The 19,166-nt window shown below is 64.6% G+C and carries 14 protein-coding genes; 9 read left to right on the top strand and 5 right to left on the bottom strand.

Annotated elements, in window-relative coordinates; all coding sequences use genetic code 11:
• Positions 1–13: 13 nt before the first annotated feature.
• From KI611_RS17635 to queD, 3 genes are all read right to left on the bottom strand, one after another.
• Positions 14–8,794, bottom strand: coding sequence for a GH36-type glycosyl hydrolase domain-containing protein (locus KI611_RS17635; protein ID WP_319002309.1), 8,781 nt, complete (start codon positions 8,792–8,794; stop codon positions 14–16).
• A 298-nt stretch (positions 8,795–9,092) separates the two neighbouring features.
• The gene (locus KI611_RS17630; protein ID WP_226416958.1) at positions 9,093–10,244 is read right to left on the bottom strand and encodes a patatin-like phospholipase family protein; all 1,152 of its coding nucleotides are present in this window, start codon (positions 10,242–10,244) and stop codon (positions 9,093–9,095) included.
• A 134-nt stretch (positions 10,245–10,378) separates the two neighbouring features.
• Positions 10,379–10,831, bottom strand: a complete 453-nt coding sequence (gene queD, locus KI611_RS17625; protein WP_226416957.1) for a 6-carboxytetrahydropterin synthase QueD — start codon at positions 10,829–10,831, stop codon at positions 10,379–10,381.
• Positions 10,832–10,875: 44 nt separating this feature from the next.
• On the opposite strand from queD, the gene KI611_RS17620 reads away from it, so the two are divergent.
• On the top strand, positions 10,876–11,712 hold the full coding sequence (locus tag KI611_RS17620; RefSeq protein ID WP_226416956.1) for a radical SAM protein: 837 nt from the start codon (positions 10,876–10,878) through the stop codon (positions 11,710–11,712).
• A 39-nt stretch (positions 11,713–11,751) separates the two neighbouring features.
• Here the strand turns inward: KI611_RS17620 and KI611_RS17615 are convergent, their stop codons facing one another.
• Positions 11,752–12,057, bottom strand: coding sequence for a helix-turn-helix domain-containing protein (locus KI611_RS17615; protein ID WP_226416955.1), 306 nt, complete (start codon positions 12,055–12,057; stop codon positions 11,752–11,754).
• Positions 12,058–12,332: 275 nt separating this feature from the next.
• Here KI611_RS17615 and KI611_RS17610 point away from each other — a divergent pair, with 275 nt between their 5' ends.
• Complete coding sequence (locus tag KI611_RS17610; RefSeq protein WP_226416954.1) at positions 12,333–12,779, top strand: CBS domain-containing protein; 447 nt, start codon at positions 12,333–12,335, stop codon at positions 12,777–12,779.
• Positions 12,780–12,833: 54 nt separating this feature from the next.
• Here KI611_RS17610 and KI611_RS17605 read toward each other — a convergent pair whose 3' ends face one another.
• The gene (locus KI611_RS17605) at positions 12,834–12,992 is read right to left on the bottom strand and encodes a hypothetical protein (RefSeq protein WP_226416953.1); all 159 of its coding nucleotides are present in this window, start codon (positions 12,990–12,992) and stop codon (positions 12,834–12,836) included.
• 37 nt (positions 12,993–13,029) lie between these two features.
• Here KI611_RS17605 and aroC point away from each other — a divergent pair, with 37 nt between their 5' ends.
• From aroC to leuB, 7 genes are all read left to right on the top strand, one after another.
• Positions 13,030–14,130 carry a chorismate synthase gene (gene aroC, locus KI611_RS17600; RefSeq protein WP_226416952.1) on the top strand — a complete coding sequence of 367 codons (1,101 nt, stop codon included), beginning with the start codon at positions 13,030–13,032 and terminating at the stop codon, positions 14,128–14,130.
• A 51-nt stretch (positions 14,131–14,181) separates the two neighbouring features.
• Positions 14,182–14,448, top strand: coding sequence for a YdcH family protein (locus tag KI611_RS17595; RefSeq protein WP_226416951.1), 267 nt, complete (start codon positions 14,182–14,184; stop codon positions 14,446–14,448).
• A 41-nt stretch (positions 14,449–14,489) separates the two neighbouring features.
• Complete coding sequence (locus tag KI611_RS17590; protein WP_226416950.1) at positions 14,490–15,650, top strand: MFS transporter; 1,161 nt, start codon at positions 14,490–14,492, stop codon at positions 15,648–15,650.
• Positions 15,651–15,709: 59 nt separating this feature from the next.
• Positions 15,710–17,116 (top strand): 3-isopropylmalate dehydratase large subunit, encoded by a 1,407-nt coding sequence (gene leuC / locus KI611_RS17585; RefSeq protein ID WP_226416949.1) that lies wholly within the window; start codon positions 15,710–15,712, stop codon positions 17,114–17,116.
• 10 nt (positions 17,117–17,126) lie between these two features.
• Positions 17,127–17,342 (top strand): entericidin EcnAB, encoded by a 216-nt coding sequence (locus KI611_RS17580; protein WP_226416948.1) that lies wholly within the window; start codon positions 17,127–17,129, stop codon positions 17,340–17,342.
• Positions 17,342–17,980, top strand: a complete 639-nt coding sequence (gene leuD / locus KI611_RS17575; RefSeq protein ID WP_226416947.1) for a 3-isopropylmalate dehydratase small subunit — start codon at positions 17,342–17,344, stop codon at positions 17,978–17,980. Before KI611_RS17580 ends, leuD begins: the two co-directional genes overlap by 1 nt.
• Positions 17,981–18,075: 95 nt before the next feature.
• The gene (gene leuB, locus KI611_RS17570; protein WP_226416946.1) at positions 18,076–19,131 is read left to right on the top strand and encodes a 3-isopropylmalate dehydrogenase; all 1,056 of its coding nucleotides are present in this window, start codon (positions 18,076–18,078) and stop codon (positions 19,129–19,131) included.
• The last annotated feature ends 35 nt before the right edge of the window (positions 19,132–19,166 follow it).

Here is a 19,166-nt window from a genome sequence, read left to right as displayed (position 1 = left end):
GAGCGCCGTTTCATCATAGCGCCGCCGGTATTCTGACTTCAACGACATGTTCCTGGCGATCATCGACCAGCGTGATTTCCGGATCCGCCTGCCGGCTGCCGTCGACGCACACCGTCAGTGACTGGTCGGCGCCTGCAGTTTGCACGACGCTGATGACGTACAGTGTTTCGCGGTAGCGATAGCGCAGCGTGAAGCCCGGCCAGTGCGGCGGCAGGCAGGGCACGAAGCGCAGTTTGTCGGCCGCGAGCTGGACGCCGAGCAGCGATTCGAGGATCAGCCGGTAGAGCCAGCCGGCCGAGCCGGTGTACCAGGTCCAGCCGCCGCGGCCGGTGTGCGGGGCGACGGCATAGACGTCGGCAGCGGCGACGTAGGGTTCGACCTTGTAGATGGCGATGGTTTCCGGCGAATCGCCGTGGCGCACCGGGTTGATCATGTCGAACAGTTCCCAGGCGCGCTGGTGGTCGCCCTGCCTGGCGAAGGCCATCGCCGCCCAGATGGCGCCGTGCGTGTATTGGCCGCCGTTTTCCCGGATGCCGGGAACGTAGCCCTTGATGTAGCCGGGGTTCAGTTCGGAGCGGTCGAACGGCGGGTCGAGCAACTGGATCAGCGCCCCGTCGCGGCGGACCAGATGCTGGTCGAGGGCGGCCATCGCGGTACGGGCGCGTAGCGTCTCGCCGGCGCCGGAAAGCACCGACCAGCTCTGGGCAATCGAGTCGATCCGGCATTCCTGATTGCTCGCCGAGCCGAGCGGCGTGCCGTCGTCGAAGTAGGCGCGGCGATACCATTCGCCATCCCAGCCATGTGCCTCGATGTTGTGGCGCAGTTGCTCGGCCTCGCCGTGGCAGCGCTCGGCGAAGGGCGCGTCGTCGTTGTCGCGGGCCAGGTCGGCGAAGCGGAGCAGCGTGTCGTAGAGGAAGAAGCCGAGCCAGACGCTTTCTCCCTTGCCCTGCATGCCGACCAGGTTCATCCCGTCGTTCCAGTCGCCGGAACCGATCAGCGGCAGGCCGTGCGTACCGAAATTCAGGCCATGGACAATGGCCCGCAGGCAATGCTGGTAGAGCGTCGCCGAGCTCTCGGAGCGGAGCGGCAGATCGTAATAGGAGTCGTCTTCCGGGTTGACCGGCCGGCCTTCGAGGAAGGCCACCGATTCGGCCAGGATGCCGCGGTCGCCGGTGCTCTCGACATAGCGGCAGACGGCCTGGGGCAGCCACAGGTAATCGTCCGAACAATGGGTCCGGACGCCGCGGCCGACCGGCGGATGCCACCAGTGCTGGACGTCGCCCTCGACAAACTGGCGCGCCGCACTGCGCAGCAACTGCTCGCGGAGCAGCGCCGGGCGGGCGTGCACCAGGGCCATCGTGTCCTGCAACTGGTCGCGGAAGCCGAACGCGCCGCCCGACTGGTAATAGCCGCTGCGCGCCCACAGCCGGCAGGCGATGGTCTGGTAGAGCAGCCAGCCGTTGGCCAGCACATCGAGCGCCGGATCGGGCGTGGCGACCTGCACCGCGCCGAGCGTCGTCCGCCAGTAGTCGCGGACCGCTTCGAGCGAGTTGCGGGCGGCCTCCGAGCCGCGCAGGCGGCGCTTCAGCTCGTCGGCATCGCTGCCCCGGCGCCCGGTGGTGCCGAGGCGGAAAATGATTTCGCGCTGCTCGCCGTCGGCCAGTTCGAAGGGCACCTGGATCGCCCCGCAAGGGTCGAGCCCGGCGCCGATCTTGTTCGACAGTTTGGCGCGGCCCAGCGCCGCCGGCTTGCGCAGGCTGCCGTTGCGGCCGATAAATTCGCGGCGGTCGCCGCTCAGCGTGACATTTGTCTGGCGGGTCGCTTCATCGGCATCGAAGAAGGCAATCCGGTCGGCGAATTCGGCGCTGTACGGATTGTGCGCGGAGAGCGCGCCGCTCGCCGGATCGATCACCGTGACGACATGCATCGCCGACTTCGGCCGGAGGTCGCCGAGCACCCATTCGACGTAGCCGGTGGCCGACAACTGGCGGGCTCGCCCGGAGTTGTTGCTGATTTTCAATACCGAAAACTTGAGCGCCGCCACGGCATCGATATGCACCGTCAGTTCCGAACGGATGCCGTCCTCCTCATGCTCGAAAATGCTGTAGCCGAAGCCGTGCCGCGTCACATAGGGGGTACTGCCGGGGCAGGGCAGCGGGGTCGGTGACCAGAAATGGCCGCTTTCCTCGTCGCGCAGATAGATCGCTTCGCCGCTGGCATCGCTGACCGGGTCGTTGTGCCAGGGGGTGAAGCGGAATTCGTGGGCGTTTTCGCTCCAGGTGTAGGCGGCGCCGCTTTCCGAAATGACCGTCCCGAAATGGCTATTGGCGATGACATTGACCCAGGGGGTCGGCGTCGTCTGGCCGGGGGCGGTGGTGATGACGTATTCGCGGCCATCCTGGGTGAAGCCGCCGAAACCGTTGAAGAACAACAGATCGTCGCGCGGCAGCAGCGGTGCCGGGCGGCCTTCGGCCTTGCGGCCGCGGCTCGGGATCAGCCGGGGGAGCAGCGCTTCGCGCATGTCGAGGGCGCTGCGCCGACCGAGCTGGTCGACCAGCGGGCCGCGGGTGTCGGAAATGATGGCGCGGGCGACGGTCTGGAAGAGGATGCGGTCCTCGCTCGAGATCTGTTCGGCCACCCGGACGAAGATGCCGCCCGGACGGTCGGTCAGGTTGGCTTCGACGCCGGCGGCGATCAGGCCCATGATCTGTTCCTGCAGCACCTGGCGGTAGCCGGCGTGGTCTTCGTTCCAGATCACCAGGTCGACGGCCAGGCCCTTCAGTCGCCAGTAGGCGTGGGCCTGGACCAGTTGCCGGACGAGTTCGATATTGGCCTGGTCGCCGATCTGCAGCAGCACGATCGGCAGGTCGCCGGAAATGGCGTAGCCCCACAGCCCGGACTGGCCGCGCCGGTTGCTGGCGAGAACGCTGGCCTCGGCGCGGAGCAGCGGATTGGCGTAGATCACCGAGCCGGCCAGCCGGTTGAACAGCTGGGCGTCGGATTCGCTGGCGTTGATCTGCTGCAGATTGACCCAGCTGTGCGTCCAGGCGACTTCGAAGACGCGGTCGGCGAGATTCCGGTCGCGGTATTTGCCGACCAGGCCGAGCGCCGCGTCGCGGCTGTCGGCGATGCCGGAAACGACGTCGAGCGTCGCCGATTGTTCGGGATCTAGGCTGATCCGGTAGCGGATGGCGACGATCGGGTCGAGCACCGAACCCTGGCTGCCCGACAGCGGGCCGGCCTGGCGCAGGGCTTCCGGCGCGGCGAGGCTGCGCGTCCGGCCGATGAAGCGGGCCCGGTCTGTTTCGTAGGACACCGCTTCGCAGGTGGCGCCGTGCACCGCCATCAGGTGGAACATCCAGGGCACCGGGTCGCCGACGGCACGTGGCCGGCGGGTGCACAGGATGGCCTGCTGTTCCGGAACGATCTCGCTCTGCACGAACAGGTTGCTGAAGGCCGGGTGCAGAGCGTCGGCCGCCGGCGAGGCGAGCACCACCTCGGCGTAGCTGGTGATTTCGATGGTCCGCCGGACGCGCGAGCGGTTGGTCAGGCGGATGCGGCGCAGTTCGATGTCGTCTTCCGGCGAGACGACGATTTCGGTATGCGTTTCATAGTCGTGATCGAGGCGCCGGAACTCGGCCCGCGCCTCGGAGAAAATCGCCTCGTAGGTATCGGCCGGCTGGCCGGTCGGCTGGTGGGCGGTCGACCAGCAGGCGCCGGTCGCCACGTCGCGCAGGTAGCAGAAGGTGCCCCAGTTGTCGCTGGTGCCGTCCTCCTGCCAGCGGGTGATGGCGAAATCCTTCCAGCGACTGTAGCCGCCGCCGGCATTGGTGACCATCACGTGGTAACGGCCGTTCGACAGCAGCTGGACTTCCGGACTCGGCGTGTCGGCGCTGCGGATGATGCGCATCGGCATTTCCGGCCCGGCCGAGGTAGTCCGCACCTCGGACAACTCGGCGGCATGGACGTGGAAGGCGGCGACGACCGGCACGCGCTCCTGCAGCAGCAGCGTCGTGGCCTGGAACAGCGGGTCGGCGACAAAGCGTTTCTGCATCGGCTGATCGTGCAGCAGATAGGCGATGGCGAGCAGGCTCATGCCCTGGTGGTGGGCCATGAAGGAGCGCACCACGGCGTTGTTCTGGCCGCGCGGCAGGCGGGCCGGGGTGAAATCGACCGCTTCGTACATGCCGAACTTGCCCTGCAGGCCGTCGGCGGTCAGCCGTTGCAGATTCTCGCAAGCTGCTTCGGGCATCACCATCAGGGCGAGGGCGGAGGCGTAGGGGGCGATGACCAGATCTTCACCGAGGCCGCGTTTCAGGCCCAGGCCGGGCACGCCGAAGGCGCGGTACTGGTAGTTGAGGCGGGCGTCGACCGCGTTGTAGCCGGATTCCGACATCCCCCAGGGCACGCCGCGCTGCTTGCCGTAGGCGATCTGGCGCTGGACGGCGGCCAGGCAGGTCTGGTGCAGCAGGGTGTTCTCGTAGGTCGGCATGACCAGCATCGGCATCAGATACTCGAACATCGAGCCGCTCCACGAGAGCAGGATCGGATCGCCGCCGGCCGTCGTCAGCAGGCGACCGAGGGCGAACCAGCTTTCCTGCGGCACGGCGCCCTGGGCAATGGCGACAAAGCTCGAGAGCCGGGCTTCCGAGGCGAGCAGGTCGTAGCTGCCGGTGTCCTGGCGGCGCTGATCGACGTTGTAGCCGACGGTCAGCAGGTGGCGCAGCTTGTCGTAGAGGAAATCGTAGTCGAGTACCGCCAGTTCGCCGACCTGGCGGGCCAGGTTGTGGCTGGTCAGGATGCGTTCGCTGGCCCGTTGGCTGGCCAGTTCGACCAGCGGCTGCAGCTCGGCCAGCCAGGCGCTTTCGGCCGGCGAGCGGACGCCGCCGGCGCTATTCTCGAAATGGCCGCGCAAGGTATCGGCCAGCCTCGATAGCTGGCGCAAGGTCGGCAGGCTGGTCAGGCCGGGTAGCTCCGCCAGGCTTTCCGGGGCGGCCGGCAGGCGGGCCCAGGGCGCCAGGAAGTTCAGTTCATCGACGGCGTCCTGGCATTGGCGGCACAAGGCCTGCGTCCACCAGATCAGTTCTTCGCTCGTCGTGTCCGACGGGTTGCTGCCCAATTGCTCGGCCAGCAGTTCGCCGGCCGCCGTCAGCTTGTCCAGCCACTGGCCGATCGCCGCGATGCTCGCCGGGCGGGCGTCATAGGCCGACTCGATGGTGCGGCGCAGGCTGCCCAGGGCCGCTGACGGGTTGTTCGCCGCGACTTCCTGCAAGACGCCCATGGTGTCGGCCAGGCCGGCGAAGGTGCGGGCCGGCAGGATGCTCTGGTCGGCCAGGGCGAGCAGGCCGGGGCGCAAGGTCAGCAGGTGGCCGGCCAGGTTGCCGCTGTCCACCGAGGAGACGTAGAGCGGCGACAACGGCGCCAGCGACAGGGTGTCGTACCAGTTGTAGAAATGGCCGCGGTAGCGACCGAGGGCCAGCATGCTCAGCAAGGCATTGTTGGTCCGCTCGAGCAGGGTGCCGAAGCTGATATAGCCGAAGTCGCTGGCCGACAGGTTGGCGAGGAGGGCCAGCCCCATGTTGGTCGGCGAGGTGCGGTGGGCGACCACGGCCACCGGGTGTTCCTGGAAATTGTCGGGCGGCAGCCAGTTGTCGCGGGCGGTGACGAAGGTTTCAAAGAATGCCCAGGTCTTGCGCGCCAGCTGGTGCAGAAACACCCGCTGTTCGGGGGCCAGCGTCGCCGGGCGGCGAGCCAGCGGGCGGCTGATCCACCAGGCGATGGCCGGGGCGATCAGCCACAGGCCGAGGATCGGTAGCGCAGCGGGCAAGGCTTCCGGCCGCAGCGCGGCGAGCGCCAGGGCGGTGGTCGTCGCCAGGGCAGGGGACATCCACATCGTGCCGGTGGTCTGGCGCAGGTCGCCGATGCTGCCGGGGGCAGCTTGGCGACGGCGCTTGTGCTCGGCTTCGCGCTGCAGTTCGCCGGACGGATTCCATTCGAGCAGGCGCCGGCCGGTGAACAGCAGGCGGGCGCCGGTGCGCAGGATGGCATCGAGGCTGAACCAGGCTTCGTAGGGCAGGCAGGCGAGACTCAACGTCGCCTGGGCGAATTGCCGGCTGGTCGCCCGTCCGACGCAGGACAGATGCTGACCGAGGCGAACTTCCGGTTGTTTGCGCACCAGGTCGAGGCTGGAGGTCAGCAGGCTGGGGATGAACAGGATGCCGAGTGCCGCCAGCGTCCACCCGACGAACGCCGGGGCGGCCGCCCAGCCGAGCAGGAACAGCGCCACCAGCGCGGCCGGCACGAGGCTGCGCCGCAGATTGTCGAACAGCTTCCATTGCGACAGTTTCGACAGCGGGTTTTTCCGCCGTTCGCCGCCGACGCCGGGGACGCGCGGCAGCAGCCAGCTGGCGATCTGCCAGTCGCCCCGGATCCAGCGGTAGCGGCGGCTGACATCGGCACTGTAGCGGGCCGGGTAGTCCTCGTAGAGCAGCACGTCGCTGAGCAGGCCGGCCCGGGCGTAGCAGCCTTCGAGCAGGTCGTGGCTGAGAATGCGGTTTTCCGGGAAGCGCTCCTTGAGCGATTGCTCGAAGGCATCGACGTCGTAGATGCCCTTGCCGATGAACGAGCCTTCGGCGAAGAGATCCTGATACACGTCGGAGACCGCCCGGGTGTACGGATCGATGCCCGGTTCGCTGCCGCACAGCTGGGCGTAGCGCGACTGGTTGGTGCTCGGCAGGCTGACCGCCATGCGCGGCTGCAGGATGCCGTAGCCGGCGTCGACGCGTTGCCGGCTGGCGTCATAGCGCGGCTGGTTCAGCGGATGCGCCATGGTCGCGGCGAACTCGCGCGCCGCATCGCGCGGCAGCTGGGTGTCGGTGTCGAGCGTGATGACGTATTTGACCTCGTGGAGGATCGCGGGGTGGCCGACGATCTGCGAGAAGGCTTCGCTGCCGCCGCCGCGCAACAGCGCGTTGAGGTCGCCGAGCTTGCCGCGCTTGCGTTCGTAACCCATCCAGATGCCTTCCTGGACATTCCAGCGGCGCGGCCGGTGAAACAGGAAGAACTGGTTGCTGGTCGCCCGGTCGTACTTCTCGTTCAACGCGGCGATACCGGCGGCGGCTTGTTGCAGCAAGGCCGCGTCGGTCGGCAGATGTTCGGAATCGGCATCGCGGAAATCGGTGAGCAGGCCGAAATGCAGGCACGGATCGCGGTTGGCCAGGAAGCGCACTTCCAGCGCCTCAAGCAGCTCGGCGACGCCCTGCCGGCTGCTCAGCATGGTCGGCACGACGACCAGCGTGCGGGCTGGCGCGGCGATGCCTTTGGCAAAATCCATGCGGGGCAGCGGGTGCGGTACGACCAGCAGGGTGACCAGCCAGTTCACCAGCGTTACCGCCAGTTGGCTGGTGCCGAGCAGGGCCGGCACGACCATCAGGCCGAGCCGCCAGTCGGCCAGCCCGGCGCCATGCGCCGAGACCAGCAGGCCGCCGGCGAAAATGGCGACGAGCAGCCCGACGGCGCCAAGATAGAGCAGCAAGGGCGAGCCGGTGCCCAGCCGGCGCACGACATCGCCGGCCGACGGGCGGACTGCGGCGGCGTGCTCGAGTTGCGTTAGACCGTGGTCGATCAGGTAGTAGCCGACGTGCCGGGTGCGCTGGTCGCCGCCGTCGCCCTGGTGGGCGAGCTGGATGGCTTTGCGCGCCACCTCGCATTCGGAAAGTCGGCTTTGCCGGGCCAGTTTTTCGATGACGTGCCGGTAGCGGTCGCGGCTGGCGAAATCCATCCGGCCATAGACCCCGTCGGGATCCTCGCGCAGTTTCTGGTCGACGGTGCTCATCGTTTCGACAAATTCGCGCCAGTCGATGGCGCCGAGTAGGCGCAGGCTGCCGATGCTGTTGCTGATCGAAACCTGGTTCGCCGCCTGGCTCTGGGTTTCCGACTGGACCAGCTGCTCGATGGTTTGGCCGGATTCGGACAGCCGCTGTTCGATCCAGGTGAGCGGCAGGGCCAGCGCCGAACTGTGGCCCTGCAAGCGGCGCGCCAGTTCGGCGACGAAGGAATTGACCAGCGGCGGATTGGCCCGCGCCATGTCGGCGATGACCAGGATCAGGCTCTTCGGATCGGTCTCGGCCACCTCGATCATCTGGTCGGCCCAGGCATCGGCATTGTTCCGGTCGATCATGCCGGCGGCGACGCGGGCGCCGACCCGGCGCAGATTCTCGATCAGCGCCAGGCGCAACATGATCGGGATCGCCCACAACTCGCCGAGCTTCAGGTCGGCGACCTTCTGGTAGGCGGCGACGAAGCGATAGAGGCTTTCTGGATCGACCCGGCCGTCGCCGTGCGCGATTTCTTCCAGGGCGATGTCGTAAACGCGCGGCAGGCCGCTCGACGGACCGCTGGCGAGCAGCGGCAATTCGCGGCTGTAGCCCTTGGGGAAATGGCGCCGGGCGGTGCGGATCTGTTCTTCGATCAGGTAGAAGTTGTCGAGCAGCCATTCGCCGGCCGGCGTGATCCGGCGCTTTTCCTTGACCGCTTCGCGCAGCAGGTCATAGGTGCCGAGCAGGATACCCTCGTTCTCGCCGAGGCGGGCCAGCAGCAGGTCCGGTCCGTGTGCCGCCTGCAATTTATGCGTGTCGGCCAGCGCCTTGCCATGCCGCTCCATCTGGTCGGCGCTGAACAGCTCGGCACGCAGCGGCGGTTCGGCCGCCGCGAATTTCCGGGCCAGGCCGCCGTCATGCAGGCGTTTGCTGATCCTGAGCAGGGCAGTGCGGATGGACTTGTTGCGTTCTGTCAATTTTCTGATCCCTGTCTGTAGCGCAAGTCCGGACGTACACGGTGGACCCAAAACGCCGTCTGCAACGCTTTAATTCGCATCGGGGGCGGTGCGCCGCGCCTTCGCCGATTACTCGACGCGGGAACGCTGCGGATTGCTTGCCGCTCAGGCGCGCTGGGCGGTGCCAGCCGGCTCGGCGGCAGTGGCCCGACGGGGCTCGCAACAGCAAAGAGATGAGTTTAATCGCCAACGTACTTGACGTATGTGCGCCAGCGCACGGATGGCTGGGCCGATCAGCCGGAGCGGCCGTTGGGCCGCCTCAAAGGTCGAGAAAGTCCCCGACTTCCGTCGACCGCGCCATGGTGTCGGCGTAGCCGAGGTCGATCAGCGCCCGGGTAAAGGGCTTTTCGAACAGCAGGTAGCTGGTCAGCGCGCCGCCATGGCGGTTCATCGCGCCGATGCCGCTGAGCAAGGCCTTGACGCCCCAGGGCAGGGCGCTGGCGTGTTCGGCGGCGATCCGGTCGAGCCGCTCGGAAGGGGCGATGATCAGGGTCTTGATCGGCCGCAACGGAATGCCCGAGTGCTCGCGGATTTCCGGCGGAATCGCCGAGAGCGTCTGGTTGATGCGCTGCATCCGTTCGATATCGACGGCCAGGCCGTCGAGAAAGATGCTGGACAGCGCGTGGCCGGCAATCTGGGCGAGCGACGGATGGGCTTCGACGCGCTGGCGGTCCAGGTGCTCGTTTTTCCGGCTGGCGCCGACCACCACGACGCGCTCGGCGCCGAGATGGATGGCCGGCGAAATCGGCGCCAGCTGGCGCATCGAGCCGTCACCGAAATACTCGCGATGGATGCGGGTGGCTGGAAAAATGAAGGGAATCGCGCTTGAGGCAAGCAGATGATCGACCCCGATCTGCGCCCGGATGCCCAGGCGCTGCACCCGTCGCCAGGGTTGGGCCGAGGAGTGGGCCTGGAAGAAACTGATGCTTTCGCCGGATTCGTAGCCGGAAGCCGAGATGCTGACGGCGTGCAGGGCTCCCCGGGCAATCGAGCGATCGATCCCCTTGAAGTCGAGGTGGCGGGTCAGCAGCTCGCGCAGCGGCGCGTTGTCGAGCAGCGAGCGGGGCGGATTGCGGATCAGCCAGCCGAGCGCCAGCAGGGACATCCAGCGGGCGCCGGAAAGGCCGACGCCCAGCGTGTCGGCCCGGTAGATGTGGCCGGCGTGCATGTTGCGCCAGACGCCGGCGAGGATCGAGATCGCCTTGCCGAAATTGTCGGCCAGGCAGGCGATGCCCGCCGCATTGATGGCGCCGGCCGAGGTGCCGCAGAGAATCGGAAAAGGGTTGTGGCGACGGTTGGTCGACAGTTTGGCGACGGCGAGCAGGAAGCCGACCTGATAGGCGGCGCGAGCTCCGCCGCCGGTCAGGATCAGGGCCGTGCCGGGCGATTTGCCGCGGGTGGTGTCGGCCACGGTCAAACGGCCGTCAGCGGACGTGACGCAAAGCTGCGCCAGCCGGTCGAATCGATCTCATGGTCCCCTCCTGTCAGCCTGGCGGCTGATGTCCTGCCGTTATTCGAACAGTATAAGGAGAAGCGCCGGCCGGCTCAATCCAGCCGGGCGCGCACCGCATCGGCCCAGCAGTTGGGCGTTTCGTAGAGGCGGACCTGTTCGAGCCGGAGGTGATTGCCGTAGGTGTCGCGATAGACCGCGTCGAGCCGCTCGAAAGCGATCCGTGCGAGATTCTCGGCGGTCGGCACGCGATCGAGGATCACCGTCTTGTGGTCGGGCAGCGATGACAGGAAGTCGACAATCGCCGTGTCGCCGGCAAAGGCCAGGAACGCGTGGTCCCAGCCATCGACCAGATGCGTCTTGGCGAGGTCCTTGACCTGCGAAAAATCCATCACCATGCCGTTGGCCGTGTCGCCGGCCTTGTCGATGACGCCGCCGGAGAGGGTGATTTCGATGATGTAGCGGTGCCCGTGCAGGTGGCGGCACTGACTCTTGTGGTCGGGAATGCGGTGCCCGGCATCGAATTCGAGTCGGCGGGTGATAAACATGGGTGTAAGGCTCGACAAGGCGGGCGCGGATTATACAATGCCCCATGCTCACCACAGACGATCACCGCCGGGACAGCGCCGGCCTGCTCTATGTTTATCCGGTCGTGTCGCGCCGCGCCGGCGGCGTGTCGATCGGCATCAATCTGAACACCAACAATGCCTGCAACTGGGCCTGCCTGTATTGCCAGGTCGATAACCTGACGCGCGGCGGCCCGCCGCCGATCGATCTCGACCGCCTGGAGCGCGAACTGGCCGGGTTTCTCGACGACGCGCTGCATGGCGACTTCATGCAGCGCCAGGTGCCGTCGGAAGCGCGATGCCTGATGGACATCGCCTTCTCCGGCAACGGCGAGCCGACCAGCGCCCCGGAGTTTGCCGCAGCGGTCGACCGGGTCGGGGCGCAGCTCGAACATTTCGAGCTGCGCGGCAAGTTGATGCTCCGGCTGATTACCAACGGCAGTCTGCTGCATCGTCCCGAGGTTCAGGCCGGCATCCGGCAATTGGCCGAACTGGGGGGCGAGGTCTGGTTCAAGATCGATCGCGCCGAGACGGCCGATGTCGCCGTGGTCAATGGGGTGCCGCTGCTGCCGGAGAAAATCGCCCGCAATCTCGAACTGTGTGCCGGTCTGGCGCCGACCTGGGTGCAGACCTGCTGGTTCGCGCTCGATGGCGAGTCGCCGGGCGTGGCGGCGCGACAGGCCTATTGCGCGCTGCTGGCCCCGCTGGCCGAGCAACTGCAGGGTGTCCACCTCTATGGCCTGGCCCGGCCGTCGCTGCAACCGGCGGCGCCGCGCCTGAGTCGTCTGTCGGCCGAGGAGCTGGCGGCTTTCGCCAGCGAAATCCATGAAAAAACGGGCATCCGGGTGATGGTTTCCCCGTAATGCCCGTTACTGCGGTCGCCGGCCTTTTCAGGCCGTTTTTCAGGCCGCTTTCTTGCCGCGGCTGCGCGCCGATTTCTTCAGCGACTTGAACAGTTCCGGTTCCTGCGACTTCAGGTAATCCAGCACTTCCCAGTCTTCGCGCTTGATCGACTTGATGTCGATCTGCTCGACGTGCACCAGGCGCAGCAGTTCGCGCACGGGCTTCGGCATGTTGCGGCCGCTTTCGTAGCGTGAGCCACCGCTTTGGGTCACGCCCAGGGTGGACCAGAATTGTTGTTGGTTGAGGCCGAGTTTGCGACGAATTTCACGAGCGTCGACTTTCTCGATAGTTTTGACGGAAGTCATAGTCCAATCTCCACACGCTAGTGTTATCAGCTTACCCAAGCATCCTAGCGATATATGACTTAGGTAATATATGAAGTCTATAACTGGTTATGACGTTATGCAAGTACATATGCCATAAATATTTATGTCCCGACGCTGGAAAATTATCGTGCCCGACCGGCTGTTTTTGCTCTTCGTTCTGCTGGTGAGGGTTTCGGCGATTGGCCTTTGCGAAAGCGGAGTCATGCTCTAAGATCGACCCGATCAATCGAAAAATGCTTGCCCGGGAGACTTCAATGCAGGTGCGTGAAATCATTCAACTCAAGGGCGGAACGCTCTACACGGCAACGCCGCAACAGTCGCTGGCTTCGGCCGCCGATACCATGGCCGAGCTCGATGTCGGTTCGCTGGTCATCATGGACGGCGGCAAGATGGCCGGCATGCTGACCTTTCGCGAAATCATCCTGGCGCTCAAGCAGCACGGCTCGAGCGTCGTTGGCGTAACCGTCGGCGAAGTGATGGTCAAGGATCCGGTGACGGCTTTCCCGGATATGGAAGCCAATGATTTGCGCCGCCTGATGATCGAAAAGCACTCGCGTTATCTGCCGGTGCTCGAGGGCAACATGTTGATGGGCGTCATCTCTTTTCTCGATGTCGCCAAGGCCGTGCTCGAAGAGCAGAGTTTCGAGAACAAGATGCTGAAGAGCTACATCAAGAACTGGCCGGACGAAGCCCAGGCCTGACCGGCTTGCTTCGGCAAAAAGGCAGCTTCGGCTGCCTTTTTTGTTGGTGCCGCCTCAGCGGCTGTCCCAACCGTAACGTTTCGTCCGTTGCCAGCGATTGTCCGGCTGTTGCCGGGCGTTCGCCGTGGCCGGCGAAGTGTCCTTGCGGAGCGGTGGGCGGGTGGTGGCTTTGGCTGTCGCCAGCGGTGCGACGGGGGGCTTTTTGCTTGGCATGGTAGACTCCTGATTCCATTTTAGATCCTTGCTTCCCATGTCCGGCAATACTTTTGGCACTCTGTTTACCGTCACTTCCTTCGGCGAATCGCACGGTCCGGCAATCGGCTGTGTCGTTGATGGCTGCCCGCCGGGCCTGGCCCTGTGTGCGGCCGATATCCAGGGCGAGCTCGATCGCCGCAAGCCGGGCACCTCGCGCCATGTGACGCAACGCCGCGAACCGGATGCCGTCGAGATTCTTTCCGGCGTCTTCGAAGGCAAGACGACCGGCACGCCGATCGCCCTGTTGATCCGCAATCAGGATCAGCGCAGCAAGGATTACGGCAATATCGCCGACACTTTCCGGCCCGGTCATGCTGATTACACCTACACCCACAAGTACGGCTTTCGCGACTATCGCGGCGGCGGCCGCTCCTCGGCGCGGGAGACCGCGGTGCGCGTCGCGGCCGGGGCGATCGCCCGCAAGTGGCTGCATGAACGTTACGGCGTCAGCATTCGCGGCTGGATGAGCGCCCTCGGGCCGATCGAGATCCCTTTCGTGGCGGCCGACGACATCGACGACAACGCTTTCTTCGCCCCGAATGCCGCGATCGTGCCGGAGCTGGAAAACTACATGGACAGCCTGCGCAAATCGCTCGATTCCGTCGGTGCGCGGATCACCGTCACGGCGACCGGCGTGCCGCCCGGTTGGGGCGAGCCGGTCTATGATCGCCTGGATGCCGAAATCGCCTATGCGATGATGGGTATCAACGCCGTCAAGGGCGTCGAGATCGGGGCCGGTTTTGCCTCCGTTGCCCAGAGGGGCAGTGAGCACGGCGACGAAATGACCCCGCAAGGATTCGCCAGCAATCACGCCGGTGGCGTGCTTGGCGGTATTTCGACCGGTCAGGAAATCGTCGTCAACATGGCGATCAAACCGACGTCGTCGATCGCCCAGCCGCGCCGTTCGATCGATATTCACGGCAAGGCCATCGAGGTGGCCACCGAGGGTCGGCACGACCCCTGTGTCGGCATTCGTGCCACGCCGATCGCCGAAGCCATGCTGGCCCTGGTGCTGATTGACCACGCCCTGCGTCATCGGGCACAGTGTGGCGATGTGGCCTGTCAGACGCCGCGTATTCCCGGAGTAATTGGGTAAGAGTTCATCTTTTGCCGCTGTTCGAGCGGAAAGTCTAAATGGGAGACTGCAATGCAAGTTGATCACCACGACCTCCACCAGGAGTTTCCGGACATGAAGGATGCGATCGATGTCCTGAGTGCCGGCAACGCGCATTTCGCCACGCTGTTCGCCAGCTATACCCGGCTGACCGGCAAGGTTGAAGATCTCGAAGAGCAGGACATGCCGGTGGCCGACTTCACGCTCGAGGACATGAAGAAACAGCGCGTCAAGCTGAAGGACGAGCTTTACCACCTGCTGCTCGCTTTTCGCGCCGGCCAGCAGTCTGCCAAGGCCTGATTAGCGCCGGTGCCCGACGCGGCATCCGGTAAAATCGCCGGATGCATGCTTTGCCTTACTGGCGCCTTTCCGGCTATTACTTTTTCTATTTCGCCTTCATTGGCGCGTTTTCGCCCTATTTCGGGCTGTATCTCCAATCCCTGAATTTCTCCGCCTGGGACATCGGCCTGTTGATGTCGCAGATGCAGTTGATGCGCCTGTTCGGTCCCAATCTCTGGGGCTGGCTCGCCGACCGCTTCGGCCGGCGCATGGCCATCATTCGCCTCGCCGGGGTGATCGCCCTGGCCGGATTCACCGCCTTTTTCTGGCTTGATCGACTGCCGACCATGCTGGTCGCCATGGCGGTCCTGGCTTTTTTCTGGAGCGCTGCGCTGCCGTTGGTCGAAACGCTGACTTTCGACCATCTGCGCGAGGAGTGCGGACGCTATAGCCGCATCCGGCTATGGGGGTCGATCGGCTTCATCGTTGCCGTGATGGGAACCGGCGCCTTGCTCGATATGGCGCCGCCGGTTGGCGTGCTCTGGGTATGCTGGGGCATTCTGCTCGGCATCCTGGTCCTTGCCGGCGTTCTGCCGGAAGTGCATGAAGCGCCGCAAGTCCGCGACGGGCAGCCGATTGCCGAAATCCTCCGCCAACCGAAAGTCAGGGCGCTGATGGCGGCCTGTTTCGCGATGTCGGCGGCGCATGGCGCGTTCTACGTTTTTTACTCGATCCATCTGGCCGGCCATGGCTACAGCAAGACCGAGGTGGGCGGCTTGTGGTCGCTCGGCGTGGTCGCCGAGATCGTCGTCTTCATGTTGATGGCGCGGCTGTCCCGGCGCTTTTCGCTGCGCGACATTCTGCTCGCCAGTTTTGCCGTAGCAGTTTTGCGCTTTCTGCTGATGGGCTGGGGGGTCGAATCGATGGCTGTTATGGTCGTCGTGCAGTTGATGCACGGACTGACCTTTGGCGCCTACCATGCCTCGGCCATTGCCGCCGTCAACGAATGGTTTCCCGGGCGGGCACAGGGCCGAGGGCAGGCCTTGTACTCCAGCCTGTCGTTTGGCGCGGGCGGTTTGCTCGGGGCGCTGATCAGCGGCTGGACCTGGGACGACTGGGGGGCGGGGTGGACTTTCGCGCTCAGTTCGGTTTTTGCCCTGATCGGGCTGTTTCTGGTCTGGCGCTGGGTGCGCGAGACTGCCGCGGTCGACGCCGCCGGCTAGGAAAAAGGCGCCCATCCTGTGCCATAATTCAACGCTTTACGGCCAATTTGAAGCGTTCCATGGCGAAGACACTCTACGACAAGCTCTGGGAGAACCATGTGGTCCATCAGGAAGCTGATGGCACGGCCCTCCTCTATATCGATCGTCACCTCGTGCACGAAGTGACCAGTCCGCAGGCCTTCGAGGGCCTGAAACTGGCTGCCCGCAAGCCCTGGCGGATTTCTTCCATCGTCGCGACGGCTGACCACAACACGCCGACCGACCACTGGGAAGAAGGCATCAAGGACCCGGTTTCGCGCCAGCAGGTCGAAACCCTGGATGCCAACATCCGCGAAGTCGGGGCGCTGGCTTATTTCCCGTTCAAGGATCCGAAGCAGGGCATCGTCCATGTCGTCGGCCCCGAAAACGGCGCGACGTTGCCCGGCATGACCGTCGTCTGCGGCGATTCGCATACCTCGACGCACGGCGCTTTCGCCTGTCTGGCGCATGGCATCGGTACTTCCGAGGTCGAGCATGTGCTGGCGACCCAGTGCCTGCTGCAGAAAAAATCGAAAACCATGCTGATCGCCGTCGATGGCAAGCTCGGCAAGGGCGTTACGGCCAAGGACGTGGCGCTGGCCATCATCGGCACCATCGGCACGGCTGGCGGTAACGGTTACGCCATCGAATTCGGCGGTAGCGCCATTCGCGGTCTGTCGATGGAAGGCCGAATGACCTTGTGCAACATGGCCATCGAGGGTGGCGCGCGGATGGGCTTTGTTGCGGTCGACGACACGACGATCGATTATTTGCGCGGCCGCCTCTTCTCGCCCAAGGGCGAGACCTGGGACAAGGCGGTGGCCTACTGGCGCACGCTGCATTCCGATGCCGGCGCCCAGTTCGATCACGTCGTAACCCTGAAGGCTGAAGACATTCGTCCGCAAGTGACCTGGGGTACCTCGCCGGAAATGGTTGTCGCCATCGATGCCGTCGTTCCCGATCCGGCCAAGCAGCCGGACCCGGTCAAGCGCGAAGGCATGGAGCGGGCGCTGCAGTACATGGGCTTGAACCCGAATACGCCGATCAGCCAGATCAGCGTCGACAAGATTTTCATCGGCTCGTGCACCAATTCCCGCATCGAAGACCTGCGTGAAGCGGCATCGGTGCTCAAGGGCCGCCATATCGCCGCCAACATCAAGCTGGCCCTTGCAGTGCCGGGTTCCGGGCTGGTCAAACGCCAGGCCGAGGATGAAGGTCTCGACAAGGTTTTTGTCGCCGCCGGGTTCGAGTGGCGCGAGCCAGGCTGCTCGATGTGTCTGGCGATGAATGCCGACCGTCTGGAGCCGGGCGAACGCTGCGCTTCGACGTCCAACCGCAATTTCGAAGGCCGCCAGGGTCCGGGTGGGCGTACCCATCTGGTCAGTCCGGCGATGGCCGCAGCGGCAGCGATTGCCGGCCGCTTTGCCGATGTGCGGGAAGTTCTGTAAAGGACTCGCCATGCGTAATTTATTGATCGCACTCATGGTTTGCGGGCTGGCAGCCTGCAACACGGCGCAGGGCGTCAAAAAGGACGTCAAGCAAGGTGTCGAGGTGACCGGCGAGGCGCTGCATAAAGGTGGCGAGGCCGTCGGTGGCGCTTTGAACAAAACTGGAGAAGTCGTCGGCGGTGCCCTCAAGAAATCGGGTGAAGCTGTGCAGAAAGTGGTGGAGTAATGGATAAATTTGTTCGTCTGGAAGGTTTGGTGGCCCCCCTCGACCGTAACAACGTCGATACCGATGCGATCATCCCCAAGCAGTTTCTCAAGTCGATCAAGCGTTCCGGCTTCGGTCCGAACGCCTTCGACGAGTGGCGTTACATGGATGTCGGGCAGCCCGGTCAGGATAATTCGGGGCGCCCGAAGAACCCGAATTTCGTGCTCAACCAGCCCCGCTATCAGGGAGCGCAGGTTCTGCTGACCCGTGCCAACTTCGGCTGCGGCAGTTCGCGCGAACATGCGCCGTGGGCACTGCTCGATTTCGGTTTCAAGGCGATCATCGCCGAGTCGTTTGCCGATATTTTCTTCAACAACTGCTACAAGAACGGCATTGTGCCCATCGTGTTGTCGGCCGCCGAGATCGAGACCTTGTTCAAGCAGGTTGAAGCGACGCCCGGCTACAAGCTGGTCGTCGATCTGCAGGCGCAGGTGGTGCTTCGTCCGGACGGCTACGGCATTCCCTTCTCGATCGATGCCTTCCGCAAGGAATGTCTGATCAATGGCTGGGACGATATCGGCCTGACCCTGCGTCACGCCGAAAAAATCCGCGAATTTGAAGAGAAACGTCGTATTAACCAGCCCTGGCTGTTTAGTTAGTCATTAGTTATTAGGGGTTTGAGCTATCAGTCAGCATTACCGACTGGCAAGGCTTCTGGCTCGATCCTAAATCCTAACCACTGGATCCTAAAAATATGAAGATTTGTGTTCTGCCGGGTGACGGCATTGGTCCCGAAATCACTGCCGAGGCAGTGCGTGTGCTGAACTCCCTCGACCTCAAGTTCGAGATGGAAGAGGCTTTGCTCGGCGGCGCAGCGGTCGATGCGGCCGGCGTTCCTTATCCCGAGGCAACCCAGAAGCTGGCCCGCGAAGCCGATGCCGTGCTGCTCGGCGCAGTCGGCGGCCCGCAGTGGGATGCGCTGCCCCGTGAGAAGCGCCCGGAGCGTGGTCTGCTCGGCATCCGCAAGGACCTCAACCTGTTCGCCAACCTGCGGCCGGCCATCCTCTATCCGGAACTGGCCAATGCTTCGACGCTGAAGCCGGAAGTCGTTGCCGGGCTGGATATCTTGATCGTCCGCGAACTGACCGGCGATATCTATTTCGGCCAGCCGCGCGGCATCCGTGAAGAAAACGGCGAGCGCGTCGGTTTCAACACCATGGTCTATAGCGAATCGGAAATCCGCCGCATTGGCCATGTCGCGTTCCAGGCGGCGCAGAAGCGCAACAAGAAGCTGTGTTCGGTCGACAAGATGAATGTGCTCGAATGCACGCAGCTCTGGCGCGACGTGATGATCGAGACCAGCAAGGATTACCCGGATGTCGAACTCAGCCACATGCTGGTGGACAATGCCGCGATGCAGCTGGTCAAGGCGCCGAAGCAGTTCGACGTGATGGTTACCGGCAACATGTTCGGCGACATCCTGTCCGACGAAGCCTCGATGCTCACCGGCTCGATCGGCATGCTGCCGTCCGCCTCGCTGGACGACAAGAACAAGGGCCTCTACGAGCCGTCGCACGGTTCGGCGCCGGACATCGCCGGCAAAGGCATCGCCAATCCGCTGGCCACGATCCTTTCGGCGGCGATGATGCTGCGCTACACCTTCGCTCTGGAAGAGCCGGCACTCCGCATCGAGAATGCGGTCAAAAAAGTATTGGCGCAAGGCTATCGCACCGGCGATATCTACGAACGCGGCACCAACAAGGTTGGGACCAGGGAAATGGGCGACGCCGTGCTGGCGGCGCTGGCGTAATACCAAAAGCGCCCCGGCGCGTTAAACAGGTTTGA

The sequence above is a fragment of the Dechloromonas denitrificans genome (assembly GCF_020510685.1).
Lineage (GTDB): Bacteria > Pseudomonadota > Gammaproteobacteria > Burkholderiales > Rhodocyclaceae > Azonexus > Azonexus denitrificans_A.
The sequence above is the reverse complement of the archived record's forward strand: the minus strand, read 5'-3'. Positions and strand labels throughout refer to the sequence as shown.

Coding starts and splice junctions, on each gene's coding strand:
- KI611_RS17615 (WP_226416955.1), bottom strand. CDS start 12,057: ATGACTTCCGTCAAAACTATCGAGAAAGTCGACGCTCGTGAAATTCGT.
- KI611_RS17605 (WP_226416953.1), bottom strand. CDS start 12,992: ATGCCAAGCAAAAAGCCCCCCGTCGCACCGCTGGCGACAGCCAAAGCC.
- KI611_RS17580 (WP_226416948.1), top strand. CDS start 17,127: ATGCGTAATTTATTGATCGCACTCATGGTTTGCGGGCTGGCAGCCTGC.
- KI611_RS17590 (WP_226416950.1), top strand. CDS start 14,490: ATGCATGCTTTGCCTTACTGGCGCCTTTCCGGCTATTACTTTTTCTAT.
- leuD (WP_226416947.1), top strand. CDS start 17,342: ATGGATAAATTTGTTCGTCTGGAAGGTTTGGTGGCCCCCCTCGACCGT.
- KI611_RS17610 (WP_226416954.1), top strand. CDS start 12,333: ATGCAGGTGCGTGAAATCATTCAACTCAAGGGCGGAACGCTCTACACG.
- KI611_RS17620 (WP_226416956.1), top strand. CDS start 10,876: ATGCTCACCACAGACGATCACCGCCGGGACAGCGCCGGCCTGCTCTAT.
- aroC (WP_226416952.1), top strand. CDS start 13,030: ATGTCCGGCAATACTTTTGGCACTCTGTTTACCGTCACTTCCTTCGGC.
- leuB (WP_226416946.1), top strand. CDS start 18,076: ATGAAGATTTGTGTTCTGCCGGGTGACGGCATTGGTCCCGAAATCACT.
- leuC (WP_226416949.1), top strand. CDS start 15,710: ATGGCGAAGACACTCTACGACAAGCTCTGGGAGAACCATGTGGTCCAT.
- KI611_RS17595 (WP_226416951.1), top strand. CDS start 14,182: ATGCAAGTTGATCACCACGACCTCCACCAGGAGTTTCCGGACATGAAG.
- queD (WP_226416957.1), bottom strand. CDS start 10,831: ATGTTTATCACCCGCCGACTCGAATTCGATGCCGGGCACCGCATTCCC.